This is a genomic window from Labilithrix luteola (assembly GCF_001263205.1).
Taxonomy (GTDB): Bacteria; Myxococcota_A; Polyangia; order Polyangiales; family Polyangiaceae; genus Labilithrix; species Labilithrix luteola.
Genome location: NZ_CP012333.1, coordinates 7,999,178 through 8,020,430 on the forward strand (window position 1 = coordinate 7,999,178; position 21,253 = coordinate 8,020,430).

The following is a 21,253-nucleotide window of genomic DNA, read 5'->3' on the forward strand; positions in this document are numbered from 1 at the left end:
GTGCCCATCGCCATCACCGCTTTGCTGCCGCGACGTCGCCGCCGCTGCGCTTCGGTCTGCGTGCTACGCTTCGATCGTGCCGGCCGCTCCGAAACTCAAGCTGAGCTACGCAGCCTACGCCAAGCGCGAAGGCGCGAGCGATACGAAGCATGAGTTCTTCAATGGCGAGATCTTCGCCATGACAGGGGGCTCGATCGCGCATGGGCGGCTCGGCACTCGCGTTCGCGACGCGATCAAGGCATCGCTGCCCCGGGGTTGCGGCTGCGTGGTCGAGGGGCCGGACATCCGGGTGCGCACCCCATCGGGAAAGGGCACGTACCCGGATGGCTTCGTCGTCTGCGGTAAGCTCGAAACGGACACCGAAGATCCGGAATCGGTGACCAATCCGATCCTCATCGTCGAGGTGCTTTCAGAGAGCACCGAGGCCTACGATCGCGGGAAGAAATTCGACCATTATCGATCGCTGGCGAGCCTCGAGGAGTATGTCCTGGTCTCCTATCAGGACCCCCTCATCGAGAGCCATGTTCGGAACCCCGACGGCACTTGGACGACGACCTACGCCGGACGCGACGAGACCCTGCACCTCCGCTCGATCGGCGCTCGCGTCGAGGTGAACGCGATGTACGAGGGCATGACCCAGAGCGACGGCGTCATGCGTGTCACCGAATGAGACTGGTCGGCGCCATCAGAGTCGCTCGAGATCGCTCCCTCGCTTCGCCCTGACCCAGGGGGCGAGTCCCGGGCGCGCGAGGCTACGCTTTGCCTGCGAGCGCGTGAAGGCAACGCTGGCGCTGGGGCTCGCGTTCGATGGTATTCTGCGGGCCGAAAGGGGGATTCGATGAATCAGGAGCTCCTGTACAGCCAGGAAGTGCTCGAGGGCACGCCTGAGCGCGTCACCAAGTTTCTGCAGGGGGTCGGGGCACTGCCGATCGTCCGGACGCTGCTCGCGCAGAACGGAATGACGGACGACGACATCAAGGAGGGGCGCGCGCTCTTGCTCAAGTGTCTCGCCGAGCCGGCCGACCCTCGGCCCGACGTGCACACCGAGAGCGCGTCGGCGCAGCGTGCGGCCGTCGCGGAGCTCGATCAGTGGGACGAGCCGAACTTCGCCCGCTTCGGCGCGACGCTGCGGCGGCACGATCGCTCTGCCCACGACTATGTGTTTCACGATCTCAAGCCCGCCGCCGGTCCGCTGGCGGTGCAAGGCATCGCGACGTTCCTTGCCCGCATCGACGCGTTGGAGACGGGGGCCGATCCGGCGCGACGCGCGAGCAAGAAGGCGGATGCCGCCGCGGCGAAACTCCTCGAGTCGCGTGGTCTCACGGCGGCGGAGCGGAAACGCCTGAAAAAGCTCGTCGACGTCGCGCTCGGTCCGACGTCGGTCCTCGACGAGCTACCGAAGGTCGACACGAGCGCGCGACTCCTGTCGCTCAACGAGCTTCGCGGCTGGTTCGACGAGTGGTCGACGACCGCGCGCGCGGTGGTGAAGAAGCGGAGCGATCGGATCCGACTCGGGCTCGCGGTGCGCAAATCGTCGACCAACGCCGGAGGCGATGTCGTCGACGGCGCCGCCTCGGACACCGCCACCGACTGATCGCTCGTCCGGACGTTGTTTCGGCCCGCCCGCGTGCGGCTCGAGGCCTTCGGTGCGTAGCCGGAGGCTTCCGCCGCGCGCGGGAGACGATCGACGTCTCGCCAACGCTCTTCGTTTCAGGCGTTTGCGACTCGCGGCGAAGGTAGGGCCTTCCGACGCCTGAATGTCGCATCGTTTCCCGGCGGAATCACGCGCCATCCCGCGTACGAATGCCTCACGCGTACATCGATGGCTTCAGCCCCGCGTCGGAAGCTTTCCCAGACGCGTCGGAAGTTTGCCGGACGCGTCGGAAGCTTTCCCGAACGCGTCGAAAGCGTCCCGGATGCATCCGATGCTTGAATGACCGGGAGCGTCGAGCGCGGCTTCGTCCCGGCCTACCATCCACCCGCACCGACCCTCGGCGAAGGCATGATGAAAGCCGCGATGAACGGCCTCGGCCAGGGATCCCCATCCTGAACCGCAACGCCCGCTGATCGCCGGGCCAGCTGGCTTCGCCTCGACGTCTACGCGTGAAACAGAAAGGCCGGTGAGCGCGAAGCTCGCCGGCCATTTGCCATTTCCGGTGCTTCGCCGGCTAACCCGGTCGACCGTTCGCGGTTTGATGGCTGCGGTTCCGCGCGTCGTGTTCTCGGGTGACGTCGATGCGGTGTCGCCATGGCACCGTGGAATGTGCTCCGTGCGCGATCAGGTTCGTTGTCGCCAGCGCATTGAACGTCGAACCAAGTGGAGACGCCATCCATCCACTGGCTCGCACGGGGACGTTGTCCAAAAGCTTTGGCGCTCGCGACTGGCCATCTCTGCCGCGCGGGACGCCCCGTGCTGTACGGGTGGCGATGTTCGTTGTGTTGAATTCGAAACGGCTGTCCGAGTGATTGGAGGATTTATGAATTCAATCGGTATTAGAAAATTTGGTGTTTGCGCTGTCGTCATTTCGACCATTGCGCTCTTGGCCGCGGGCTGCGCCGCATCACCGGAAAGCGGTAGCGACGAATCCGCTGCGACAACGAACTCCGAGAAAGATCCTGCTGCGACGTCGTCCAATGGCGAGTCGGCGGCGGCGACGCCCGAGGATACCGTCTTCACACAGACGATGGTCACGGTGAAGGAAGACGGCACACTCGACATCAAGACGAGGCCGATCACTTTGGCCGAGGAAATTGCCGAGCGCGAGATTCGGGAGGCACAGGCCGCTGGGATCCCGATGCAGAAGACGTTCAGCGTCGACCCCGGTTGCGCCGGGAGTTCGGAGTGGCTCTACGACGGAAACAACCTGACCGGCAACAGGGTCTGCATTAGCCATCCGTGGTGCTTGTCAGAGACCGTAGACCTGACGACAGTTCCGCGCTCGACGCTATCGTGCGGAGGTCAGGTGTACACGACTTACTGGGCAGGCGGTGTCGCCGGGTGTTATCTCGACAGAACCCCGCTCTCCGTGCCGGTCAATACCAATCAGGTTCGCAGTATCTGGACAGGCAGTGGGACGTATTACGGAACCTATCTCATCAAGGATGACGGGACGACTTCTGGGTCTTATCCGAATCAGAATTGGCAGTATCCGACCATCAACGTGAGTGGTCGTTCGGTGCGGACCTACGGAATGGCTGCTTGCTGACCGAGAGCTCGTCGGCTCCGAGATTGCTTCGAAGTTGAACGACATCGGGTGATCCGGAGTCGTTCGCACGACGTCGCTTCCTGCCAGAGCCGCAGCAACTGCAAACGGGGGACGTCGCTCGTCGCGCGGCGCCCCCTGTCCTTGCGGTCAGTGCTTGGGTTGCGGCGCTCGAAGTCGAGTTGTGCCGCGTCCAGCCGCCGTCTCGGTCGTAGTCCCTGGGGTTCAGGCAGGCGCGTGAACGCTTGCACCTGCACCGGGGCGTGAGGACGCGCGCCTGCTCGGCGTTTCTTTCGCTACGCACATCGTCGGGCCGGGCGAGGACTCATCGCCTGCCCTTGAAGCCCATCATGCCTTGGACGACGGACTCGCTCTGCTCGGCGATTTCTTCGGTCTCGCGGATGCGGTCGGCGCAGTCCTCGCACATCTTCTTGGCCTTGCCACTGACCTTGATGCTCACGAGCTGGTCAACTTCGTTCTCGCACTCTTTGCAGGTCGGCATGGCTCGAATCCTCGCGGTGAAACGCCGGCTGCCCGGCTCGTGTTCCCAGAATCTTCCTGAAGTGTTCTGGCTTTCGGCGTGGCGCTTTTCGCGGGCGAAGCGCCGAACGCGACCCTATCATACGGGAAAACGCGCGCGAATCGCGCGCACGGCTCTCCTCGTATCTCACGATGAGGGTCGGCCGCGGAGGGCAGGTATGGGCATCTTCGACCGCATGGGCAAGGTCATCTCGAGCAACGTCAACTCCTTGCTGGACAAGGCGGAGGACGACAAAAAGCTCCTCGAGCTGAACCTCGAGGAGATGGGGGAGCAGCTCAAGACCGGCCGGCAGGACGTGATTGCCGCGGTTGCCGCCGAGAAGCAGCTTCGCAAGAAGGCCGACGACCTCAAGGCCGAGGTGGAAAAGTGGGAGAAGCGCGCCGAGCTCGCCCTCAAGAGCGACGACGAGGCGCTGGCTCGTGAAGCTCTCCGGCAGAAGAAGCGCGCCGAGAACGAGCAGCAGATCGTCGAGAAGTCGCGCACCGAGCAGCGCGACACCGCGCTCAAGATGAAAGAAGAGCTCGAGCGCATGGAGGCGAAGCTCGAAGAGCTGAAGATGCGCAAGGGCACCATCGCGGCCCGTGCGCAGCAGGCGCGCTCCGGCGCTGGAAGCGAGAACCTCGGGGCGCGCGGCGGCTCGAGCGCGTTCGAGAACTTCCGCAAGATGGAAGAGAAGATCGAAGGCCGGGAGCAGGAGAGCCTGGCGATGGCCGAAATCGAAGACGCGCTCGGGAAGGGCCCTTCGGATCGCGACCTCGAGGCGAAGTTTCGCGATCTCGAGAGCGGGCGAGGCGGCGGCGGCACGAAGAAGGACGCCGACATCGAAGACGAGCTTGCCGCGCTGAAGAAGCGAATCCGGGTTTGATGCTCTCGTAGCTGTCCGAGAGCGGCTCGACGTCAGGTCTGGGAGGCCTGGTCGTTCTGGCCGCTCTCTTCCCACGCTTCGCGCAAGATCTCGGCGACCGCTTCGTAGAGTGCTTCGGGGATCGCCGTGCCCACTTCGAGCTCGATGAGCGCGCGGGCGAGGGGAACGTCGCGGAGGATCGGGATGCCGTACTGGCGCGCCGCCTGGACGATGCGCGCCGCGAGGTCTCCTTCTCCGGACGAGACCACGACGGGCGCTTCGTCACCGCCTTCTTCGTCGTAGCGAAGGGCGCACGCGATGTGCGTGGGGTTCACGACGACCACGCTCGCCGTCTTGACGTTGGCGACGGTCGCCGACGCGAGCATCTCGTGGTGCGCGCGCTCGCGTGCGGCTTTGAATTGGGGATCGCCCTCGCTCTCCTTGTGCTCACGCTTCACCTCGTCCTTCGACATCCGAAGCTTGTTTTTCCACGTCGTTCGCGTCACCACGACGTCGACGACCGCGAGGAAAACACCAAGGACCGCCGCGCGTAGGGCAACGCTGCGCGCCATTTCGCCGGCGACGATGCTCACGGCATCGAGGCGTCCAGCCGCGCGCGAAAGATCGGCGGCGTGCGCGCGGAGCGTGCCGTAGGCGAAGTACGAGACGCCGGCCGCGAAGAGGGCGGCGCGGAGAATGTTCACGACGCGTGACAGCGAAAAGAGCTGCTTGAAGCCGGAGAAGACGTCGAGCCTTTCGAGCTTCGGCTGCAGCTTCTTCGTGGCGATGATGCCGCCCGATTGGACGACCGACGTGACGGCGGCAGCGACGCCCGCGGCGGCGAGAATCGGTGTCGCGAGGAGGAGCACGCCCGTGGCGAGGACGATCGGGTCGAACGCCACGGTGGGGGAGGGATCGGCCGCGTGCGCGATGGCGGAGCGAAGATCGGCGCTGGCGTGGGTGGCGAGCGCCGTGATGGCGGCAGGAGCAACGGCGACGGCGACGAGGAACGCGAGCGCCTGACTGGCGAAGGCGCTGATGGGGCTGTTGCCCTCCTCTTGCGCCTTGCGCAGTCGTTTTGGTGTCGGCTCCTCCGTCTTGTCGCTCAACGCCTGCTCTTCTTCTTCGCCTTCGTGCTCGCGGGTTTCTTGGTCGTCTTCTTGGCGGTCGCCTTACGAACCGGCTTCTTGGCGACGACCTTCTTCTTCGGCGTGACGGCCTTCTTGGCGGTCGCCTTCTTCTTGGCGACTGTCTTTTTGACGGGCTTCTTGGTGGCAGCCTTCTTGGTGGCAGCCTTCTTGACGGCCTTCTTGGGGGCAGCCTTCTTCGTGGCAGCCTTCTTGGGGGCGGCCTTCTTCGTGGCAGCCTTCTTGACGGCTTTCTTGGGGGCAGCGGCTTTCTTTGCGGGCTTCTTGGTCGGCTTGGCCTTGGCCGCGGTCTTCTTCTTCGGGCGGGCCGCGGTCTTCTTCTTCGTGACCGCCGTTTCCTTCCCCTTCGGCTCCTCCGCGGTCTCGGTTGCCTCGACCGGAGCTTTTTCTTCTTCGGCGGCGACCGGCGTGTCCCAGTCCTCGACCTGGCTCTTGCCGGTGACCACCTTGTAGAGCTCGATGCAGAGGTCGCGCACGTTCTCCTGCGTGGCGGCCGAGACGAGGTGAAGCTTCACCTTCTTCTTGGCGAACTTCTTCTTCAGATCCTCGTAGGCCTCGCGGACGTCGGGCAGGTCCGACTTCGTCATCGCCACCACCTGCGGCCGCTTGGCGAGCTCGGGATCGAACGCCTCGAGCTCGTGGCGAAGGGCGTCGTAATCGGCGATGGGATCGCGTCCTTCGCCTGGATCGAGCGTGACGAGGTGTAGGAGCGCACGGCAGCGCTCGACGTGCTTGAGGAAGCGGTGGCCGAGCCCCGCGCCTTCCGCGGCGCCGGGGATGAGGCCCGGGATGTCGGCGATGACGAAGCTGGCCTCGTCCCCCACGCGCACGACGCCGAGGTGAGGCGTAAGCGTGGTGAAGGGGTAGTCGGCCACCTTGGGTTGCGCGCGCGAACAGGCCCGGATGAAGGTCGACTTGCCGACGTTCGGGAAGCCGAGAAGCCCTACGTCCGCCATGACCTTGAGCTCGAGCCGGATCTTCTTCTCTTCGCCCGCCTCGCCGGGCTCCGAACGTCGGGGCGCGCGATCGTACGGCGTCGCGAAGTGGATGTTGCCGCGCCCACCTCGTCCGCCGTGCGCCACGACGACCTGCGTGTTCGGCTGATCGAGGTCGAAGAGCAGCGTGTTGGTCTCGCGGTCGAAGACCTGGGTGCCGACGGGAACGCGCACCACGAGGTCCTTGCCGGCGCGGCCGTAGCAGTCCTTGCCCTGGCCGTGCTCGCCGTGCGGCGCGCGCACGATGCGGGAGTACGTCAGATCGAGCAGGGTCGACATGCCCTCGTCGGTCGCGAAGACGATGTTTCCGCCTTTGCCACCGTCACCGCCGGAAGGGCCACCGAAGGGCACGAATTTCTCGCGCCGGAACGCGACCACGCCGTTACCGCCGTTGCCGGCGACGATGTCCACTGTGCACGAATCGACGAACTTCACCGTGCTTGGATAGACCAGCGCCCGCCGCACCGCTAGTGCCTGTTTTTCGCGGACGGAACGCGCGGCGCACCGTAGGATTGCGCTCTGTGACCGAACAAGACGGACTGGTTCGATTCGGTGTCGCCATGGAGGCTCCTCTTCTTCGCGCTTTCGACGCGCTCGTGAAGGAGCGGGGAGGGACCCGCTCGGAGATCCTCCGCGACCTCGTCCGGGGCGAGGTGGGGCGCTCGCAGGTGGCCTCGGGTGCCCCTGCCGTTGCCGCTTTGACGGTCGTTTACGACCATCACGTACGGGACCTCACGGAGCGGCTGACCGAGCTCCAGCATGCCCTCGGGGACAAGGTCCGCGCGACGATGCACGTGCACCTCGATCACGACAATTGCCTCGAGGTCACCATCCTCAAGGGCCGCTCCGACGAGCTCCGCCGTGTCGCCGAGCGGATCCTGGCGACCCGTGGCGTGAAGCAGGGCGGCATCGAGCTCGTGGCGCTTCCCGAGGGCGAACACGGCCATGCCCAGGATCATGCGCACGGTCACGATCACGAGCATCACGATCATGACCACGAGCACGAGCACGAGCACGAGCCGCGCGCCCCGCGGAAACCCAAAAAGCGCGCGTCTGCGGCCAAGAAAAAGACGCGCTGACCGCGCCGATCACTCGATCGAGAAACCGATCGTGAACGTGCCCTCGGCCGTCAGCACGCCGTCGACGAACACCGTGTAGGTCTTGCCATCTTCGACCGGGAAGGTGAGCGTCTCTCCCTCGGTGCCCGACGAGGCGTTCGCGCATGCGAGCTGGAGGTTGTCACCCTCGTTCTTGTTGCGGTCGCGGCACGCCGTGCTCGCGTAGAGGAGGTTGTTGAACGCCGTGTTGCTCGTCTTCGCCGTGAGCGTGCCGGTCTTGTGCGTGGTCACCGCGAAGACGCGGTCGGAGGCAGCGGCGCCCGAGGCCGTGGAGGCTCCTGCCGTGCACGCGGGCTTGACCGCACCGGTGTTCGGGGAGCCAACCGTCGTTCCGGTGTAGACGACCTCGCGGTCACTCCAAACGTGCGTCTCGAGTCCAGGGCAGCTGCGTGATGCCGGAGGATTCGAGCCACCGAGCCGGCACGTCGCCGTGCAGCCGTCTTCGTCCGATTGATTTCCGTCGTCACAGTCCTCGTCGGCTTCGACGACCTTGTTGCCGCAAACAGCTTTGCTCGCGTCGCTACCGCCTGCATCGCGCGCGGGAAGAGGCTCGTACTCCTCGGGCGGCAGCGCCGGGTTGTCGCCGGTCTCGCACGGCTCGCACGTGCCGAAGGTCTGTCCGTCGTCGTTGCAGATCCACTCGCCTTCGGACCGATCGGCGCAGCGGCAGTAGTACGGTTCGCCGGGCTTGCAGCCCGAGGTGCTCTTGGCTGCGCTCTTCGTCCCGCAGCCCGTTTCGACCACGACGAGCGCGCCTGCGAGCGAGCCCACGAGGGCGAGAGCTTTGGCGAGCGATACGAGCCTGGCGCGCATCACTGCACTTTGAAGCTGAGCGTGTAGTCGCCGCTGTTGTTCACGGTGCCGGCGCCGTCGACGGCGACGTACACCTTCTCGCCGTTGGTCACAGGGAACTTCAGCTGCTCGCCCTCTCCGGCGACGCCGTCGTTCGAGCACCACGAGACCGAGCTCGTGTTCGCGGGCTGCGAGTTCGGATCGGTGCAAATCTTTCGGGCGACGAGCATGAGATTGATGCTCGTCGCGGGCGTTACCGTGACGAGCATCGTTCCCGCGGCGTGGGCGGTGACTTCGTAGACGTGTTCCTGTCCGACGTTGAATCCCGGGCTGCTGACGGTGCAGTCGTTGCCGGTCTGTTTCCACTGATTGCCGTAGCCCTTGTTCGAGCCGGTGCCCGTGACCGTCTTGCCGGACCAGACGTCGACCGGATGACCAGGGCATCCGTTGCCGCTCGGCGGATTCCCGTTCGGCTTTTGGCAGTCGGGCGAGCAACCGTCGTTGTCGTCGTGATTGCCGTCGTCGCAGGCCTCGCCGCTGTCGACCCTCCCGTCGCCGCAGAACGTGCCGGTGGTCAGCTTCAACGTGAGCTTGTACTTGCCCTGGCTGCCCGACGCGCCGTCGACGACGAGGTAGTAGTCCTTTCCGCTGGCGACGTTCAGCGTGAAGCTGACCGTAGCTCCCGCTTTGGAGGGCGGGCCGCAGCGAACCTGCGAAGCCGCCGACTCGTCGGTGCAGTCCGTGCGCAGGTAGATCGTCGGGTTGAAGGGCGCTTCGGCTTCCACCTTCACGCTGAGCGGGCCGCTGCCGGTCGGCTGCAGATGGTAGATGTGGTCGGGACCGCCGGCGCCTGCGTTGCACGCGCCGTCACCCTTGGTGTCGTCCTTGGCGTCGCTCGTGTCTCCCTGGATCACGACTTCGGTCGTGCCCACGGCAGTCGGCTGGCCCGGGCAGGTGTCGATGGCCGGCCCGGTTTCTCCGGCGTCCTTCCCCTCGATGATGTTGCCGTCCGTATCGACGGGCGCGCCGGCGTTCGGATCGGTCGTGTCTTCTTTGCACTGCCCGCCGCCGGTCGTGCACTCGGCGAACGCGGTGCCGTCCTCGTTGCAACGCTTCGTGCCCTTTGCGCGATTGTCGCAACGGCAGAAGACGTTCGCGTTCGGTGTGCAGATCCTGGCCTCCGCTGTCTCTGCGGTCGTCCCTGCGGCCGTCCCACAGCCTTGGGTTCCCACGATGAGCGCGATCACACCGATCGCCGCCACGGACAAGCCACGGAAATTCATCGAGCCCTCCGAACGCGGACCGCTTTGCGTGAAACGCTTGCGGCCACGAGAATTGCCAAGCCTGAGAGCGTGAGGATGGGGGCGCTATCGACGCTTCTTCCGGCGCTCGCGGTCGAGCATCCACCACCGGACGCGGGAGCATCACACGTTGGCGAGAAGCCGCCTCGCGGTTCCGGGTTGCAGGCCACTCTGCTGTTCGGCGGGTACGCGGAACACACGGCGGCGACGTCGTCGTCCGTCAGCGTTCGTTGCGACGTGGAACCGGGCGTGTACGACTCGTACATCACGGCGGTCGGCTGGTCCGAGTGCGCGAGCCCGATGAAGTGCCCGACCTCGTGAGTCAGGATCGCCTGCAGATCGTATTCGACCTCGGCCGGATTGTTCGTGATGGTGACCTCGTTGAAGGCCGTGTTCACTTCGATGTCGGCGTCGTAGATCTCGCCGGTCTCGTCGTTGTAAGTGACGCTCGTCTTCGCGAGCGTGCCGTCGATGCCGCGATACTTCCAATCGTTGTCCTGGAAGAGCACCACGTTCACGTTCGGCCCGTCCTTGTTGAATTGGCTCTTCTTGCAGGGGATGGGATCCATCTCCTGGAAGGTCATCGACGCCGTTCCTCCGCCCTTGCAATCCACGTCGCTCCACGCTTGAAACGTCTTGCGGATGATGCGTCGTGTGTCTGCGGGATCGAGGTTGATCGTTCCGAGCTCGTTGGTTGCGTACGCGATGCAGCTGGTCGGCCAGTACAGCGTGGCGCCTTCCGCGGGGCAGCCGTTGTCGTCGCGCTCGCACTCCTTGGAGCTCGTCGAGCGGCAGCTCGTGGAACGACAGAACGCGGAGGCTTCGCGCGCGGACGCTATCGAAGCCACGAGCGCGAGTCCGCCCATGAGCAGCCGAAAGGCGACACGAGGGCCAAGCCGGCCAATCGCTCGCTCTCTCCGTGTCGCCGGCGTGACAGCCTTGGTGCGCCCATCGAGAAACATGATGCTGCACCCCGGACGGGTGCACGACTCGTGCCCGTGTAAGACAAGGTGGGGCGACACGTGGGTACGTGAATTTTGCCTGAGATTCGTCGCAACGGAAGGCCGATCGAAGGGCTCCCGGAAGCGCCGACGGATCCTTGGCGATCCACCGCTCACGCGCGAGCGTGTGACAAGAGCCGGTCAGAGCGACCAGTAGCGGATGCCGCGATCGACCTCCTTCGGGTCGAGGACGCTCTTCACGTCCATCACCACGCCGCCATGGCGGACCAGGGAGAGCAGCTTCTCCTGACCCATCTTCGTATAGGCCTCGTGGGCAACGGCGACGACGAGCCCGTCGAGGTTCCGGATGTCTTCCCACTTCGCGAGCTTGATGCCGTACTCGTGCAGGGCCTCTGCCGCGTCGGCGTGCGGATCGTGGACGACGGCATCGATTCCGAAGTCGGCGAGCTCCTTCAGGATGTCCGGCACCTTGCTGTTGCGCAGATCGTTCACGTCTTCCTTGAAGGTGAGGCCGAGGATGCCGACGCGCGCGCGCTTGACCGGGATGTCGTTCTCGATGAGGAGCTTCGCCATCTTCTGACCAATGAACGGTCCCATGCCGTTGTTGATGCGACGACCCGCGAGAATGACCTCGGGCTGGTAGCCGACCTGCTGCGCCTTCATCGTCAGGTAGTAGGGATCGACGCCGATGCAGTGGCCGCCGACGAGTCCCGGACGGAAGGGGAGGAAGTTCCACTTGGTGCCCGCCGCCGCGAGCACGTCGATCGTGCGAATGCCGAGACGATCGAAGATGACCGAGAGCTCGTTCATGAGCGCGATGTTGATGTCGCGCTGCGTGTTCTCGATGACCTTCGCGGCTTCGGCCACCTTGATCGACGAGGCCTTGTGCACGCCGGCGGGAACGATCGCCCCGTAGACCGCCGCCACGCGCTCGAGCGTCGCGTCGTCTTCGCCGGACACGACCTTGGTGACCGTCTGCAGCGTGTGCACGGTGTCGCCCGGATTGATGCGCTCGGGCGAGTACGCGAGCGTGAAGTCTTTGCCACGTACAAGACCGCTGACCTTCTCGAGGATCGGTCCGCAGATCTCCTCCGTCGCGCCCGGATACACCGTCGACTCGAAGCACACGATGGCCCCGGGCTTCACGTGTTTGCCGACGAACTCGCTCGCCTTCGCGAGTGGTGTGAGGTCGGGAACGTTGTTCTCGTCGACCGGCGTCGGAACGGCGACGACGAAGAACGTGGTCCCGTCCAGCATCTGCGTGTCGCACGTAAACTCGAGAGAGCTGCCCCGAAGCTCTGGTTCGGGCGTCTCCCCATTTCGGTCGTGACCGCGTTTCAGCTCGTCGACGCGCCCGCAGTGGATGTCGAACCCAACCGTGTGCGGGAACTTCCTCGCGAAGGCGAGGGCGACGGGGAGGCCAACGTATCCGAGGCCGATGACCGAGATCTTCTCACGCATGACGACTCCTTGACGGTTGAGCGTGCTGTCGCGTGGCCGCTTGCACGACTCGGGCCGAACCGCTCCGCTCAGTCCTCGAAGAAGAGCGGCTCGCGCACCGTGGCGAGGAAGCGGCGAATGCGCGTGAGGCCATCGTCTTCGACGTGAACGAATGCGAGTCCGAGGCCCGGAGGAACGTCGGCTTGTCCCGAATACGCTCGGGTCCATCGGACTTCGGCGAAGGCAACGATGGCGGCGCGCTCGCGCGGGAGCATCATGTTTACGACGAGCACCGTCCCGAGCGGGACTTCCTGGTGGGTGGCGACGAAGACGCCGCCTTCGGCGATGTTCATCGTCATGTCCGTCCAGAAGTTGTGCTCGCTCGTGATGTCGACGTTCACGTAAACGCTGGCGCGTGCCGAACGGCGCACGTCGCTGTGTTCCTGTTCGTCGATCTTCCGGGCTGCGTCGGCCATTGGATTCTCCTCGAACCAGGAACGGCCCTTCGACGGGTCCGTTCAGCGAGCCTCCTACCTCCACCGCCAGCGTCAGCACGTTGACGCGAAAGCCACGTGCGTGACGTCGCGTTTTGCAGCTCATCGACGAGCCCGATACTTCGCCTCGTCATGCACCGCCCATCCCCCGTAGCGAAGGCTCGCGCCGTGTGCGCCATCGAGTGCGTCCAGCATGGTTTCGAGTGTCTCGGGGTAATCCTCGACGCGAAGCGCGACCACGAGCTCGCCTGGTTCGTCCGAGGGAACGCCGGAGAAGGCGTGTTCGAGCACGCTGCGGCTCGCGCGAACGAGCCAAGACGAGCTCCGATCACGAAGCTGGTAGAGCATCACGAAGATGCGGGGAACGGCGGATGCGAAGGCGGGGCCGTCTTCGTCGAGCGCGAAGCGAGGCAGGTCGGCGCTCGTCCCGAGGCCGAAGCTCGCCGCGCGGAGGCGCGCCTCCGTCAAAGCGAAGGCCAGCTCGGGCAAGAATGCATGGGAGGCCTCGTTTTCCTTCAGCTGATGCGGCTCGACGTCGAGATGAACGGCCGAAAATCCAGGCGGATGCTTCGCGTTGAAGGTCGCGACGGCGTCGATCTTCGCGAACATCGCGGGGCGCTCGGCAGCCTGATACCAGCGCGCCTCTCCCATGAGCGCTTCGACGCGGATCCCGGCCGCGCGAAGCCCCTCGACGAACGCGGGCAGGCGCGGGTCGTCGAGCACGCCATTGATGGAGAGGTACACCTCCGTGAGGCGCAGCATGCGACACGTCTCGAGCAGAGCCGGTAGCGCGTCGTCGTGTTGGACGCGCGTGCTCGTCCCCCAGACCCACATGCCGCGTGCGTGGCGTGGCTCGCTCATCGGCGTCGCGGAGGCGGCGGTCTGAGCCACGGATTGATCCGCCGTCCGCGCGTGGCAGCAGCCGAAGGCGACCGCCGCGAACGTCAAAACGATGGCGGGCACGAAAGATGAAAGAGCCGCGAGCACGGGAGGGCGTGGGGACGACGTCGCAGCGAGCTTCGCGTCTCGCGTGTCCTGCCCTTGGCTTCTTCGAACTCTGGATAGAACCACCATGATTCAGCATGAACGGCCACTTGTCGCCGGACGTGGAGTGCGAAGCGTCGCGATGACGCTCACGGCTCTGCTGGCGGCCGCGAGCGTCATGTTCTCGTCGCCTGCGCGCGCCGAGGGCCCCTCTTCGGATTACTGCCGCAAGGTGACGGCCCGCGCCGAGGCGGACGCCGCGCTTCTCTTCGCTCCGACGGCTTCGGTTCAGGTCATCCGTTATCCGCAGAGCGCGATTCTCGACAGCCTCGGCATCCAGGTCGGGCGAGACGTGCAGCCACGAGGTTCGGTGTCCGCTTCGGTCGTCGACATCTACAAGGGCTTCGGCGTGCTCGACGCAGCGAAGAAGGATTGCGCCCGTCAGGACGTCGCCGTCACGCTCCAAGAGATCCTCCTCCAGCGCGACGAGGTCGGTCGGCGCGTTGCTTACGAGCGCAAGCTCGCGTTCCTCCGTGACAAGGAGCCCGAGATGCAGGGCATTCTCGGCACCGCCGAGCAGCGCTTCACGATCGGCAGCGCCACGCTCATCGAGGTCCACGAGATTCGTCGTCGGGTTCTGGAGCTCTCGAGCAAGGCGCTCGATGCCGAGCGCGAGGTCGAGACCCTGAAGAAGCGCGGGACGCGCCGCCCGGACGAATCCCTCCACGCGCTCTTGACTGTCTACGAGGGGCGCTCGATCACCTACGAAGAGAGCGTCGAGCACGTGCGCAACCTGGCCCCCTGGCGGCTATCGGTCACGGGCGGCGTCACCGCGCACCCGAACTTCGACTACTTCGGCGTCGCCGAGCTCTCGTACAACTTGGGCGGGCTCTTCCAGCATGGCGCCGAAGCGCGTGCGACCGAAGCGCGCGCGCAGGAGATCAAGAACGCGCGTTACGAGATGCGCCAGCAGATCGAAGGCCTGCAACGCGAGCTCACTGCGCAGGCAGAGGTAACGCGCAAACAAGTAGCGCTTCTCGACGGGGAGCTCGCTCGCGTCGAGCTCGAGCGCGAAGCGGTGGCGAAGACCGACGCGCCGAACAAACCGCACGTCGCGGCGGCGCTCGCGCTCGAGGTCATCGACCTAGGAGCGGAGCGCGTCTTCTTGAATGCGCTTTCGGAACGACAGAACGCGATTGGAGGTCCCAAGTGAGTGCGAATGTGACGTCGCCCGTGGACGTGAAACCCTCGGGCCATCCCGAATCGAGTTTGAAGCCGCGCGTGTTCGCGCTCGCAGTTCTCGCGGCGCTCCTCACCGGCATCGCGTGGCTCGGGCGCGGGATCTACTACGCCGTCGTCGATGCGTGGATGGTTCCGATCACGCTTTCGCCGGACAACGATCAGGTTCTCCAGATCAACGTGAAGCTGAACGAGCAGATCGTGCAGCGCAACAAGCTGCAGGCCGACATCGAGCGTATCGACGCGGACCTCCGCGGTATCGACGCGGCCATCGCACGACTTCGCACGATCGAGTCGAGCGGTGTGGAGGCAATTCGTTGGACGGCCTCGGCGACCAGGGCCCAATCGAAGGCCGTTGCCGAACGTATGCGCGGGCTCGGGGAGCAGAAGCGCCTGCTCGCGGGCATGCTCGCGAGGCAGAAGCTCATCGCCGACAACGCGCGCCGCAACGCGGAGGCAGGACTCCTTGCACGCCAGGAGCTCGATCGTGAAGCGCAGGTGCTCGACCAGCTCGAGCTCGCGATCTCGCAGAACGCACGCGACATGCAGGATTCGCGGATGCAGGGCGCGCAGTTCCTCGCGACGCAGGCCGTGTTGCGCGATGCGATGAACGGTGATTCGAAGCGTGGCGGGGTAGGGATCTTGCCCGAGATCGTTGCGGGCGAAGAGCGCGCGGTGCGTCTCGACCTCGAGCTGATCAGGCTCGAAGCCGAACGCCGGTCGCTCGTCTCGCAACGCGGGATTTCGGTCGAAGCGCTCGGTCGGATGGAAGAGATGTTCCGTCAGCTCAAGGCGCGGCCCCTCTATCGCGCCATCGAGGCCAAGACCGACGTGGCCTTCGTTCCGTACACGCAGCTGCCCCATGTCAGGGCCGGGGCACCGGTGGTGGCCTGCACCTGGGCGCTCTTCGATTGTCGAATCGTCGGGCGTATCGCCGAGGTGTTGCCCGGCGAGGTGGTTGCGCAAGACCCATGGTCCAACGTCGAGCGCGGGCAGTACGCGATTCTCGATCTGAACGACCGCGAGGCTGCGAAGGAGAAGGTCCTTCGCGCTCGCTCGATGCGTTGATTCCCAAACGAGCGTTCGTCGATGGAACAGCTTCTCTGGCACCTTCGAGTGCTCACCGGCTTCGAGCTCGCATCGCCGTATTTCCTGCCGTTCGTCGTCGGGTTCGTCCTCTACCAATGTCATTACGCGGTCGTTCTCGGGCAGTGCCTCGTTCGGCTCTTGCGCTACGGAACGTCCGCGCCGCCACTTCGACCGGGACGTCGCCCGTCGGCCGTCCTCGTCATGCCGACGTTGCTTCGTTCGGAGGACGAGCTCTCCGGTTTGAAAAAGGCCATCGAGAGCGCAGCGACGAACGGGTATCCGGGTGAGCTGACGATCATCGCCGCGATCGACGACGGTGTCTCGAAGCCGGCTCTCTATACGGAGCTCGAGGCGTGGGCGGAGCAGTTCCCCGTCGCTCACGACGTTCGCATCTTCGTGACGTGCACGAAGGTTCGCACGGGCAAGGCCGTGGCGATCGACAACGGCGTGCAGTATCTCCACGCGAAGATCGCCGAGGGCCTGCTCGACGCGTTTCCGACCCTCTTCTTCAACATGGACGCCGACAGTCAGCTCGGACCCGAAGCGCTCGTGCGCCTCGCCGATCGACTGACCACGCCGTATCCGGGATCGCGCCAGTTTCCGAACATCGTCACGTCGAACGTGTGCATCGCGCGCTCGGAGTACTGGCGCGGGTGGCGCGCCTACTTCACGGTGCGCGGTCTACTCTCGATTCACGTGGCTGCCGAGTTCATTCTCTCGATGCTCGGCAAACACAACTACAAGCTGCATCTCGTGCCGGGAGCCTCGGGAGCGCTCTATTGCACGTGGTCCGAGCTGCATCGGATGGCGCCGCGCTGGGCGGCCTTCATGCAGACCCTCCGCCTTCGTCACGTGATGATGTGGTGGCTCGGCGCATGTCCGCCCTCGTTCGCGAACTCCGACGCCGGCGAGCTGCCTGAGGCCCAGACGGGACCCGGTGACGACACGTGGGTCACGTGGCTCGCCTATTGCGCGAGATGGCATGGCGGGAAGCTCACCCTGGAGCTGCCGCGCACTCCGCTCCACGCGCTGGCCTACGCGATTCGTGGCTACTTCCTCCGCGCGCTCCAGTACGAGCCGCACGCGCGCGTCGAAACGAAGACGCCGACGACCATTCGCGCGTTGTTCAAGCAACGCGTGCGCTGGAACACGTCTCGCGTCGAACTCTCACAGCGTTGGAGCCCCGTCCTCCCGTTCCATTGGACGCTGCTTTTCCCGACCGTCGTATCGACGATCTTGATCGTCTACTTCAACGCTACCGAAGCGATCGCGATGATCATGCTTCCGTTCGTGAACACCGACGGCTTCCTTGTCGGCTTCACGTGTGCGTTCGTGATCTACTCGACGCTGCGCTTCGCCGCGACGGCGTTCGGAGTCCTCCTCGACGGCGGATTTCGCGCGCACGGTCACAAGCTGCTCGGTCTCGCGCTGTCTGTGCCCTACCACTTCGTCTTCAACAAGATGACGACGTTCTGGGGCTACGTGCAGGACGTGTTTCTCTTCGGCGTCAACACGGGCTTCTCGCCGGAGGAGACGCACATCAAGAGTCGTCTCCCTCGCATCGCCGTCGCCTATCGCGTAAGGCGCGCGCTCGCTCTCGGCATTCGTTCGATCGTCCACGGCGACGTACCGCTCGGATGGTTCTGGCTCGGATGGCACGAGACGCCGTGGACGCCGAGTGGCTTCGAGGGCTGGACGTCGGGCAAGCGCCGCGTGCTCAAGCCGCGAACGGTAGCGGCGACCCTCCCGGTCGTCTCGACATCGCTCGCTGCTCCGCCCGCGTCCGTTCGCGCGTCGCGACTGTCGCTCGTTCCTCCGTCGACCGACGGATCTTCGTCGCGCGCGACGTCGGAAGCGACGCGCGAAGCGGCCTGAGCGTCAACGCGCCGACGCGATCGGCGTAGCGATGACGTTGCGAGCGAGCCTTCGGCCTCCGCGGCCGACAAAGCGGTGACGAAAGCGTCATCGTTCCGAGGTTCGCTCGTTCGACTCTCACGAAGTGGCTGAAAAATAGGCAAATTGCGACTGGTATGGTCGATGCTCTACGGGTGGTCATGATCACGCTCAGCACGGTTCACGCGAACGACTCCAGCATCGACACGATCCTGACGCTGCCCGAGCGCACGGGCTCGCTGGCGATTGCCCGCGCGTGTCGCGAGACCGCGCTCGCGTTCGTCCACGAGTCTTCGTACTGGGGCAAGGCCGAGCTCGCGATGTGGCTCATGGGCCCGTACGCCCAGCTGACCCAGTACGTTTCGAACTCCGCTCGCCGGCATGGCACCGATTCGCCGCGTCCAGTGCCGCTCCTCCGCGAGATCGACGCACGCATGGTGGAGCGGGTTGTGCGCAGCGCGCGCACCGAGGTCATCGAGACCATGAAGCAGACGGCCGACGCGGAGGGCGGAGCGAGCTTCGCGTTCACGATGATGTCGGCGGGCTTCGTCGTTCGGTGCGAGGACGAGGGCCACGTGCCGGGCTGGGTTCCCACGACGGATGCGCGCCGTCTCGCAGACCGCGTCCTCTCCCTCCTCGCGGCCGACTACCTCGCGCGCACCTCGGATTACGAGAACGAGCTCTCCGTTTGCCGCCACTGCGGAGCGATCGACTTCGACGCGGGTATTCGCGACCGCGGGATCTGCCATCGCCACGGCAGCGGAACGTTCGCTCCGCGCAGCCGGACCCCGACGATGCCGTACCTTCCGGAAGGCGCCTGACACCAGCTACATCGACGTAGATGCGTGCCGGGTCACCCCTTCGCGGTCGTTCGTGACCCCGGGTCGACGTCGACCCTCCTCGAGTGTCTCGGTTGGATTCCTAAACGGCGGATTTCGAACGCTTCATCACGCGGCCCTTCATTTGCAATGCGGAGAGGCGCGGGGCGACCCCAGGATCGGCCCCCAACTTTTCTGAACGCGAAGAGGTCTGGCTCATGCGTCTTGGTGCCTTCGAAGCTGCTCACCGTGCTGCCATCTCGAGCCGTCCGCCGGTCCTCTCCGGTGACGACGAAGTCAGTGGCATTCACCGCACCTTCACGCTCCGGCCGACGAGCCGAGGCAAGATCATCGGGCAGACCCCGCAGATGCGGAGCGTCCTCGAGACGATCGACCGGGTTGCGCGTTCGTCTTGCACCGTCCTCGTGACCGGCGAGAGCGGGACGGGCAAAGAGCTCGTCGTTGCCGCGCTCCACGACGCGAGCGACCGGCGCGATCAGCCGATGATCACCATCAACTGCGGAGCGATCCCGCTCGAGCTCGTGGAGAGCGAGTTGTTCGGTCATGCGCGAGGTGCCTTCACCGGCGCACAGACGGCGAGGGCCGGTCACATCCGCGCGGCCGAAGGCGGAACGCTGTTCCTCGACGAGGTCGGGGAGCTTCCTCTCTCCGTCCAGGTGAAGCTGCTCCGCGTGCTCCAGCAGCGTGAGTACACCCCCGTCGGCGAGTCGCGCGCCATCAAGTGCAACGTTCGCATCGTCGCCGCGACGAACCGCAACCTCGAGGCGGAGGTCACTGCCGGACGCTTCCGCGAAGACCTCTTCTACCGACTCAACGTCATCAACATTCACCTGCCTGCGCTGCGTGAGCGCAAAGGTGACGTTCGGCTCCTCGCCCAGTACTTCCTGCAGCGCTCGATCGAGACGAGCGGACGCACCGACCTGCGGGGCTTCTCGGAGTCGGCCCTTCGCGCCATCGAAAGCCATCCGTGGCAGGGCAACGTCCGCGCGCTCGAGAACGCGCTCGAGCGAGGCGTGCTTCTCGCGCGAGGGCCGTACGTCGAGCCCGAAGACGTCCTCGGCCTCGCGATTGGCGCTCCGCGCGCGCTCAGCCTGGAAGCTCCGAGCGTCCCCGAATCGGTCCACCCGCCGGCTCTCCTCTCGCCCCACGCGCAGGACGAAAGCATCGAGCAGACCGGCGAGCGACGAAAGTTCGAGCTCCCCACCACGATCGCCGTGCCGATGCCGCCGGTGACTGAAGAATCGGCGGGGGCGGCCGTTGTTCCCATCGAGGCGGACGGCATTCGCCGTGGGTCCAACCCGAACTTCCCGCGCGTCCTTCCTGGGGCGGGCGTGAATCTGTTCTCCGCCGTCGAGCAGTACCAGAACAACCTCATTCGCCAGGCGCTCGCGCGCACCGGCGGCAACAAGAACCGGGCGGCCCAGCTCCTCGGACTCAACCGCACCACGCTCGTCGAGATGATTCGGAGGCGTGGTCTGTAGGACCACGCATGTCGAAAATAGCGGCGCTCACGGTCGCCTCGATCACGGCCCTCGGTCTCGCCACCACGGAGGCGAGGGCGTTCGAGATCAAACGGACCGAGAGCGGCCGCGCCGTCCGATGGCGCGTCTCGGACGTCCAGTTCGTGATCGACCCGTCCGTCGACGCGTTGCCTGGAGCCGGTGACGCCATCGCGCGTGGAACCTGGTCGTGGACTGCGCGGCGCGGCTCACCGACGCTCGGCGTGTCGCGCGACGGCATCTCACGAACGGCCAAGTACGACGGCGTGAATACGATCCTCTACGCCCCGGAGGGCTACGAGGCCGCCGGCCGCGCTCTCGCCATCACGATCGTCACCTACGACGATCGTACGGGGACGATCCTCGACGCCGACATCGTTCTGAACGGCAAGTACAAGCTCGCGCCGTTCGACGCAGCCGAGGTCGAGTCATCACTGACCGCCACCGAGGTCGAAGCCCAGGCCCAATCCGAACACGATGCCGACACGAGCGCGACGTACGACCTTTCACGCGTGGTCGCCCACGAGCTCGGACACGCACTCGGCTTGAGCGACGAACCCACGCTCGACGGCTCGCTCATGTTCCCGTATGTCCAGCCCGCAAAGCAGGAACGTTCGACGCCCGCGCCCGACGATCTCGCTGGGCTCTTGTCTCTGTATGCGTCGTCGAATGGCGCCACTCACTCGAAGGATGCGTCGAGCCTTGCCGCTCTCGGATGTACGACCTCCAGGGTGGCGAGTTCCGCCATGTCCGGTGGAGCTCCCCATGCGGACGCGCGCGGTTGGTGCGGTGCAGCGGTGGCGATCTTTTTGGGTTTCGTCGTGCGAATCACAGGCAAGAAGAGGTATTCAAGGTGACGCGTGTCTCGGTTT

Annotated in this window: 20 protein-coding genes; 11 read left to right on the plus strand and 9 right to left on the minus strand. The window is 65.4% G+C overall.

All coding sequences use genetic code 11. The features are described from left to right. Window positions 1-76 precede the first annotated feature (76 nt). The 3 genes from AKJ09_RS34775 to AKJ09_RS34785 all read left to right on the plus strand — a co-directional run bounded on the left by AKJ09_RS34775 (window position 77) and on the right by AKJ09_RS34785 (window position 3,206). Window positions 77-670, plus strand: coding sequence for a Uma2 family endonuclease (locus AKJ09_RS34775; protein WP_240488688.1), 594 nt, complete (start codon window positions 77-79; stop codon window positions 668-670). A gap of 168 nt (window positions 671-838) precedes the next feature. Beyond that, window positions 839-1,594, plus strand: a complete 756-nt coding sequence (locus AKJ09_RS34780) for a hypothetical protein (RefSeq protein ID WP_205633890.1) — start codon at window positions 839-841, stop codon at window positions 1,592-1,594. Between the two features lie 526 nt (window positions 1,595-2,120). Then, window positions 2,121-3,206, plus strand: coding sequence for a hypothetical protein (locus tag AKJ09_RS34785; protein ID WP_146652150.1), 1,086 nt, complete (start codon window positions 2,121-2,123; stop codon window positions 3,204-3,206). 322 nt (window positions 3,207-3,528) lie between these two features. Here the strand turns inward: AKJ09_RS34785 and AKJ09_RS53515 are convergent, their stop codons facing one another. Further along, entirely contained in the window at window positions 3,529-3,705 is a 177-nt protein-coding gene (locus tag AKJ09_RS53515; RefSeq protein ID WP_169928111.1) for a hypothetical protein, read from the minus strand. Between the two features lie 196 nt (window positions 3,706-3,901). On the opposite strand from AKJ09_RS53515, the gene AKJ09_RS34790 reads away from it, so the two are divergent. Beyond that, complete coding sequence (locus AKJ09_RS34790) at window positions 3,902-4,609, plus strand: PspA/IM30 family protein (RefSeq protein WP_146652151.1); 708 nt, start codon at window positions 3,902-3,904, stop codon at window positions 4,607-4,609. Between the two features lie 32 nt (window positions 4,610-4,641). Here the strand turns inward: AKJ09_RS34790 and AKJ09_RS34795 are convergent, their stop codons facing one another. Further along, window positions 4,642-5,697, minus strand: a complete 1,056-nt coding sequence (locus AKJ09_RS34795) for an EscU/YscU/HrcU family type III secretion system export apparatus switch protein (protein WP_146652152.1) — start codon at window positions 5,695-5,697, stop codon at window positions 4,642-4,644. Next, window positions 5,694-7,166: a GTPase ObgE gene (gene obgE / locus AKJ09_RS34800; RefSeq protein ID WP_146652153.1), complete on the minus strand. Its 1,473-nt coding sequence runs from the start codon at window positions 7,164-7,166 to the stop codon at window positions 5,694-5,696. The genes AKJ09_RS34795 and obgE overlap by 4 nt, the downstream gene beginning before the upstream one ends. Window positions 7,167-7,252: 86 nt before the next feature. Between obgE and nikR the strand changes: the two genes are divergently transcribed. Then, window positions 7,253-7,810, plus strand: a complete 558-nt coding sequence (gene nikR / locus AKJ09_RS34805) for a nickel-responsive transcriptional regulator NikR (protein WP_275936670.1) — start codon at window positions 7,253-7,255, stop codon at window positions 7,808-7,810. 9 nt (window positions 7,811-7,819) lie between these two features. Here the strand turns inward: nikR and AKJ09_RS34810 are convergent, their stop codons facing one another. From AKJ09_RS34810 to AKJ09_RS34835, 6 genes are all read right to left on the minus strand, one after another. Next, window positions 7,820-8,662 carry a hypothetical protein gene (locus tag AKJ09_RS34810; protein ID WP_146652154.1) on the minus strand — a complete coding sequence of 281 codons (843 nt, stop codon included), beginning with the start codon at window positions 8,660-8,662 and terminating at the stop codon, window positions 7,820-7,822. Next, on the minus strand, window positions 8,662-9,924 hold the full coding sequence (locus tag AKJ09_RS34815) for a DUF4215 domain-containing protein (protein ID WP_146652155.1): 1,263 nt from the start codon (window positions 9,922-9,924) through the stop codon (window positions 8,662-8,664). Before AKJ09_RS34815 ends, AKJ09_RS34810 begins: the two co-directional genes overlap by 1 nt. Continuing rightward, window positions 9,921-10,790, minus strand: a complete 870-nt coding sequence (locus AKJ09_RS34820) for a matrixin family metalloprotease (protein WP_169928112.1) — start codon at window positions 10,788-10,790, stop codon at window positions 9,921-9,923. Before AKJ09_RS34820 ends, AKJ09_RS34815 begins: the two co-directional genes overlap by 4 nt. A 294-nt stretch (window positions 10,791-11,084) precedes the next feature. Further along, window positions 11,085-12,365 carry a nucleotide sugar dehydrogenase gene (locus AKJ09_RS34825; protein ID WP_146652157.1) on the minus strand — a complete coding sequence of 427 codons (1,281 nt, stop codon included), beginning with the start codon at window positions 12,363-12,365 and terminating at the stop codon, window positions 11,085-11,087. A gap of 68 nt (window positions 12,366-12,433) precedes the next feature. Continuing rightward, window positions 12,434-12,820 carry a TIGR02266 family protein gene (locus tag AKJ09_RS34830; RefSeq protein ID WP_146652158.1) on the minus strand — a complete coding sequence of 129 codons (387 nt, stop codon included), beginning with the start codon at window positions 12,818-12,820 and terminating at the stop codon, window positions 12,434-12,436. Between the two features lie 120 nt (window positions 12,821-12,940). Then, window positions 12,941-13,729, minus strand: coding sequence for a hypothetical protein (locus AKJ09_RS34835; RefSeq protein ID WP_146652159.1), 789 nt, complete (start codon window positions 13,727-13,729; stop codon window positions 12,941-12,943). A 235-nt stretch (window positions 13,730-13,964) separates the two neighbouring features. Between AKJ09_RS34835 and AKJ09_RS34840 the strand changes: the two genes are divergently transcribed. The 6 genes from AKJ09_RS34840 (at window position 13,965) to AKJ09_RS34865 (ending at window position 21,238) form a co-directional block, all read left to right on the plus strand. Next, complete coding sequence (locus AKJ09_RS34840; protein ID WP_146652160.1) at window positions 13,965-15,035, plus strand: hypothetical protein; 1,071 nt, start codon at window positions 13,965-13,967, stop codon at window positions 15,033-15,035. Continuing rightward, the gene (locus AKJ09_RS34845) at window positions 15,032-16,129 is read left to right on the plus strand and encodes a coiled-coil domain-containing protein (RefSeq protein WP_146652161.1); all 1,098 of its coding nucleotides are present in this window, start codon (window positions 15,032-15,034) and stop codon (window positions 16,127-16,129) included. Before AKJ09_RS34840 ends, AKJ09_RS34845 begins: the two co-directional genes overlap by 4 nt. Before the next feature lie 21 nt (window positions 16,130-16,150). Next, window positions 16,151-18,025: a glycosyltransferase family 2 protein gene (locus tag AKJ09_RS34850; RefSeq protein ID WP_146652162.1), complete on the plus strand. Its 1,875-nt coding sequence runs from the start codon at window positions 16,151-16,153 to the stop codon at window positions 18,023-18,025. A gap of 179 nt (window positions 18,026-18,204) precedes the next feature. Further along, entirely contained in the window at window positions 18,205-18,864 is a 660-nt protein-coding gene (locus AKJ09_RS34855; RefSeq protein WP_146652163.1) for a hypothetical protein, read from the plus strand. A 215-nt stretch (window positions 18,865-19,079) separates the two neighbouring features. Next, window positions 19,080-20,363, plus strand: coding sequence for a sigma-54 interaction domain-containing protein (locus tag AKJ09_RS34860; RefSeq protein ID WP_146652164.1), 1,284 nt, complete (start codon window positions 19,080-19,082; stop codon window positions 20,361-20,363). An 8-nt stretch (window positions 20,364-20,371) separates the two neighbouring features. Further along, window positions 20,372-21,238: a matrixin family metalloprotease gene (locus AKJ09_RS34865; protein WP_146652165.1), complete on the plus strand. Its 867-nt coding sequence runs from the start codon at window positions 20,372-20,374 to the stop codon at window positions 21,236-21,238. Window positions 21,239-21,253 lie beyond the last annotated feature (15 nt).

What these genes read in the sequence shown, in the direction of transcription:
- AKJ09_RS34780 (WP_205633890.1), top strand. Translation starts at nt 839, where the DNA reads ATGAATCAGGAGCTCCTGTACAGCCAGGAAGTGCTCGAGGGCACGCCT.
- AKJ09_RS53515 (WP_169928111.1), bottom strand. Translation starts at nt 3,705, where the DNA reads ATGCCGACCTGCAAAGAGTGCGAGAACGAAGTTGACCAGCTCGTGAGC.
- AKJ09_RS34790 (WP_146652151.1), top strand. Translation starts at nt 3,902, where the DNA reads ATGGGCATCTTCGACCGCATGGGCAAGGTCATCTCGAGCAACGTCAAC.
- AKJ09_RS34810 (WP_146652154.1), bottom strand. Translation starts at nt 8,662, where the DNA reads ATGCGCGCCAGGCTCGTATCGCTCGCCAAAGCTCTCGCCCTCGTGGGC.
- AKJ09_RS34815 (WP_146652155.1), bottom strand. Translation starts at nt 9,924, where the DNA reads ATGAATTTCCGTGGCTTGTCCGTGGCGGCGATCGGTGTGATCGCGCTC.
- AKJ09_RS34825 (WP_146652157.1), bottom strand. Translation starts at nt 12,365, where the DNA reads ATGCGTGAGAAGATCTCGGTCATCGGCCTCGGATACGTTGGCCTCCCC.
- AKJ09_RS34830 (WP_146652158.1), bottom strand. Translation starts at nt 12,820, where the DNA reads ATGGCCGACGCAGCCCGGAAGATCGACGAACAGGAACACAGCGACGTG.
- AKJ09_RS34840 (WP_146652160.1), top strand. Translation starts at nt 13,965, where the DNA reads ATGACGCTCACGGCTCTGCTGGCGGCCGCGAGCGTCATGTTCTCGTCG.
- AKJ09_RS34850 (WP_146652162.1), top strand. Translation starts at nt 16,151, where the DNA reads ATGGAACAGCTTCTCTGGCACCTTCGAGTGCTCACCGGCTTCGAGCTC.
- AKJ09_RS34855 (WP_146652163.1), top strand. Translation starts at nt 18,205, where the DNA reads ATGATCACGCTCAGCACGGTTCACGCGAACGACTCCAGCATCGACACG.
- AKJ09_RS34860 (WP_146652164.1), top strand. Translation starts at nt 19,080, where the DNA reads ATGCGTCTTGGTGCCTTCGAAGCTGCTCACCGTGCTGCCATCTCGAGC.
- AKJ09_RS34865 (WP_146652165.1), top strand. Translation starts at nt 20,372, where the DNA reads ATGTCGAAAATAGCGGCGCTCACGGTCGCCTCGATCACGGCCCTCGGT.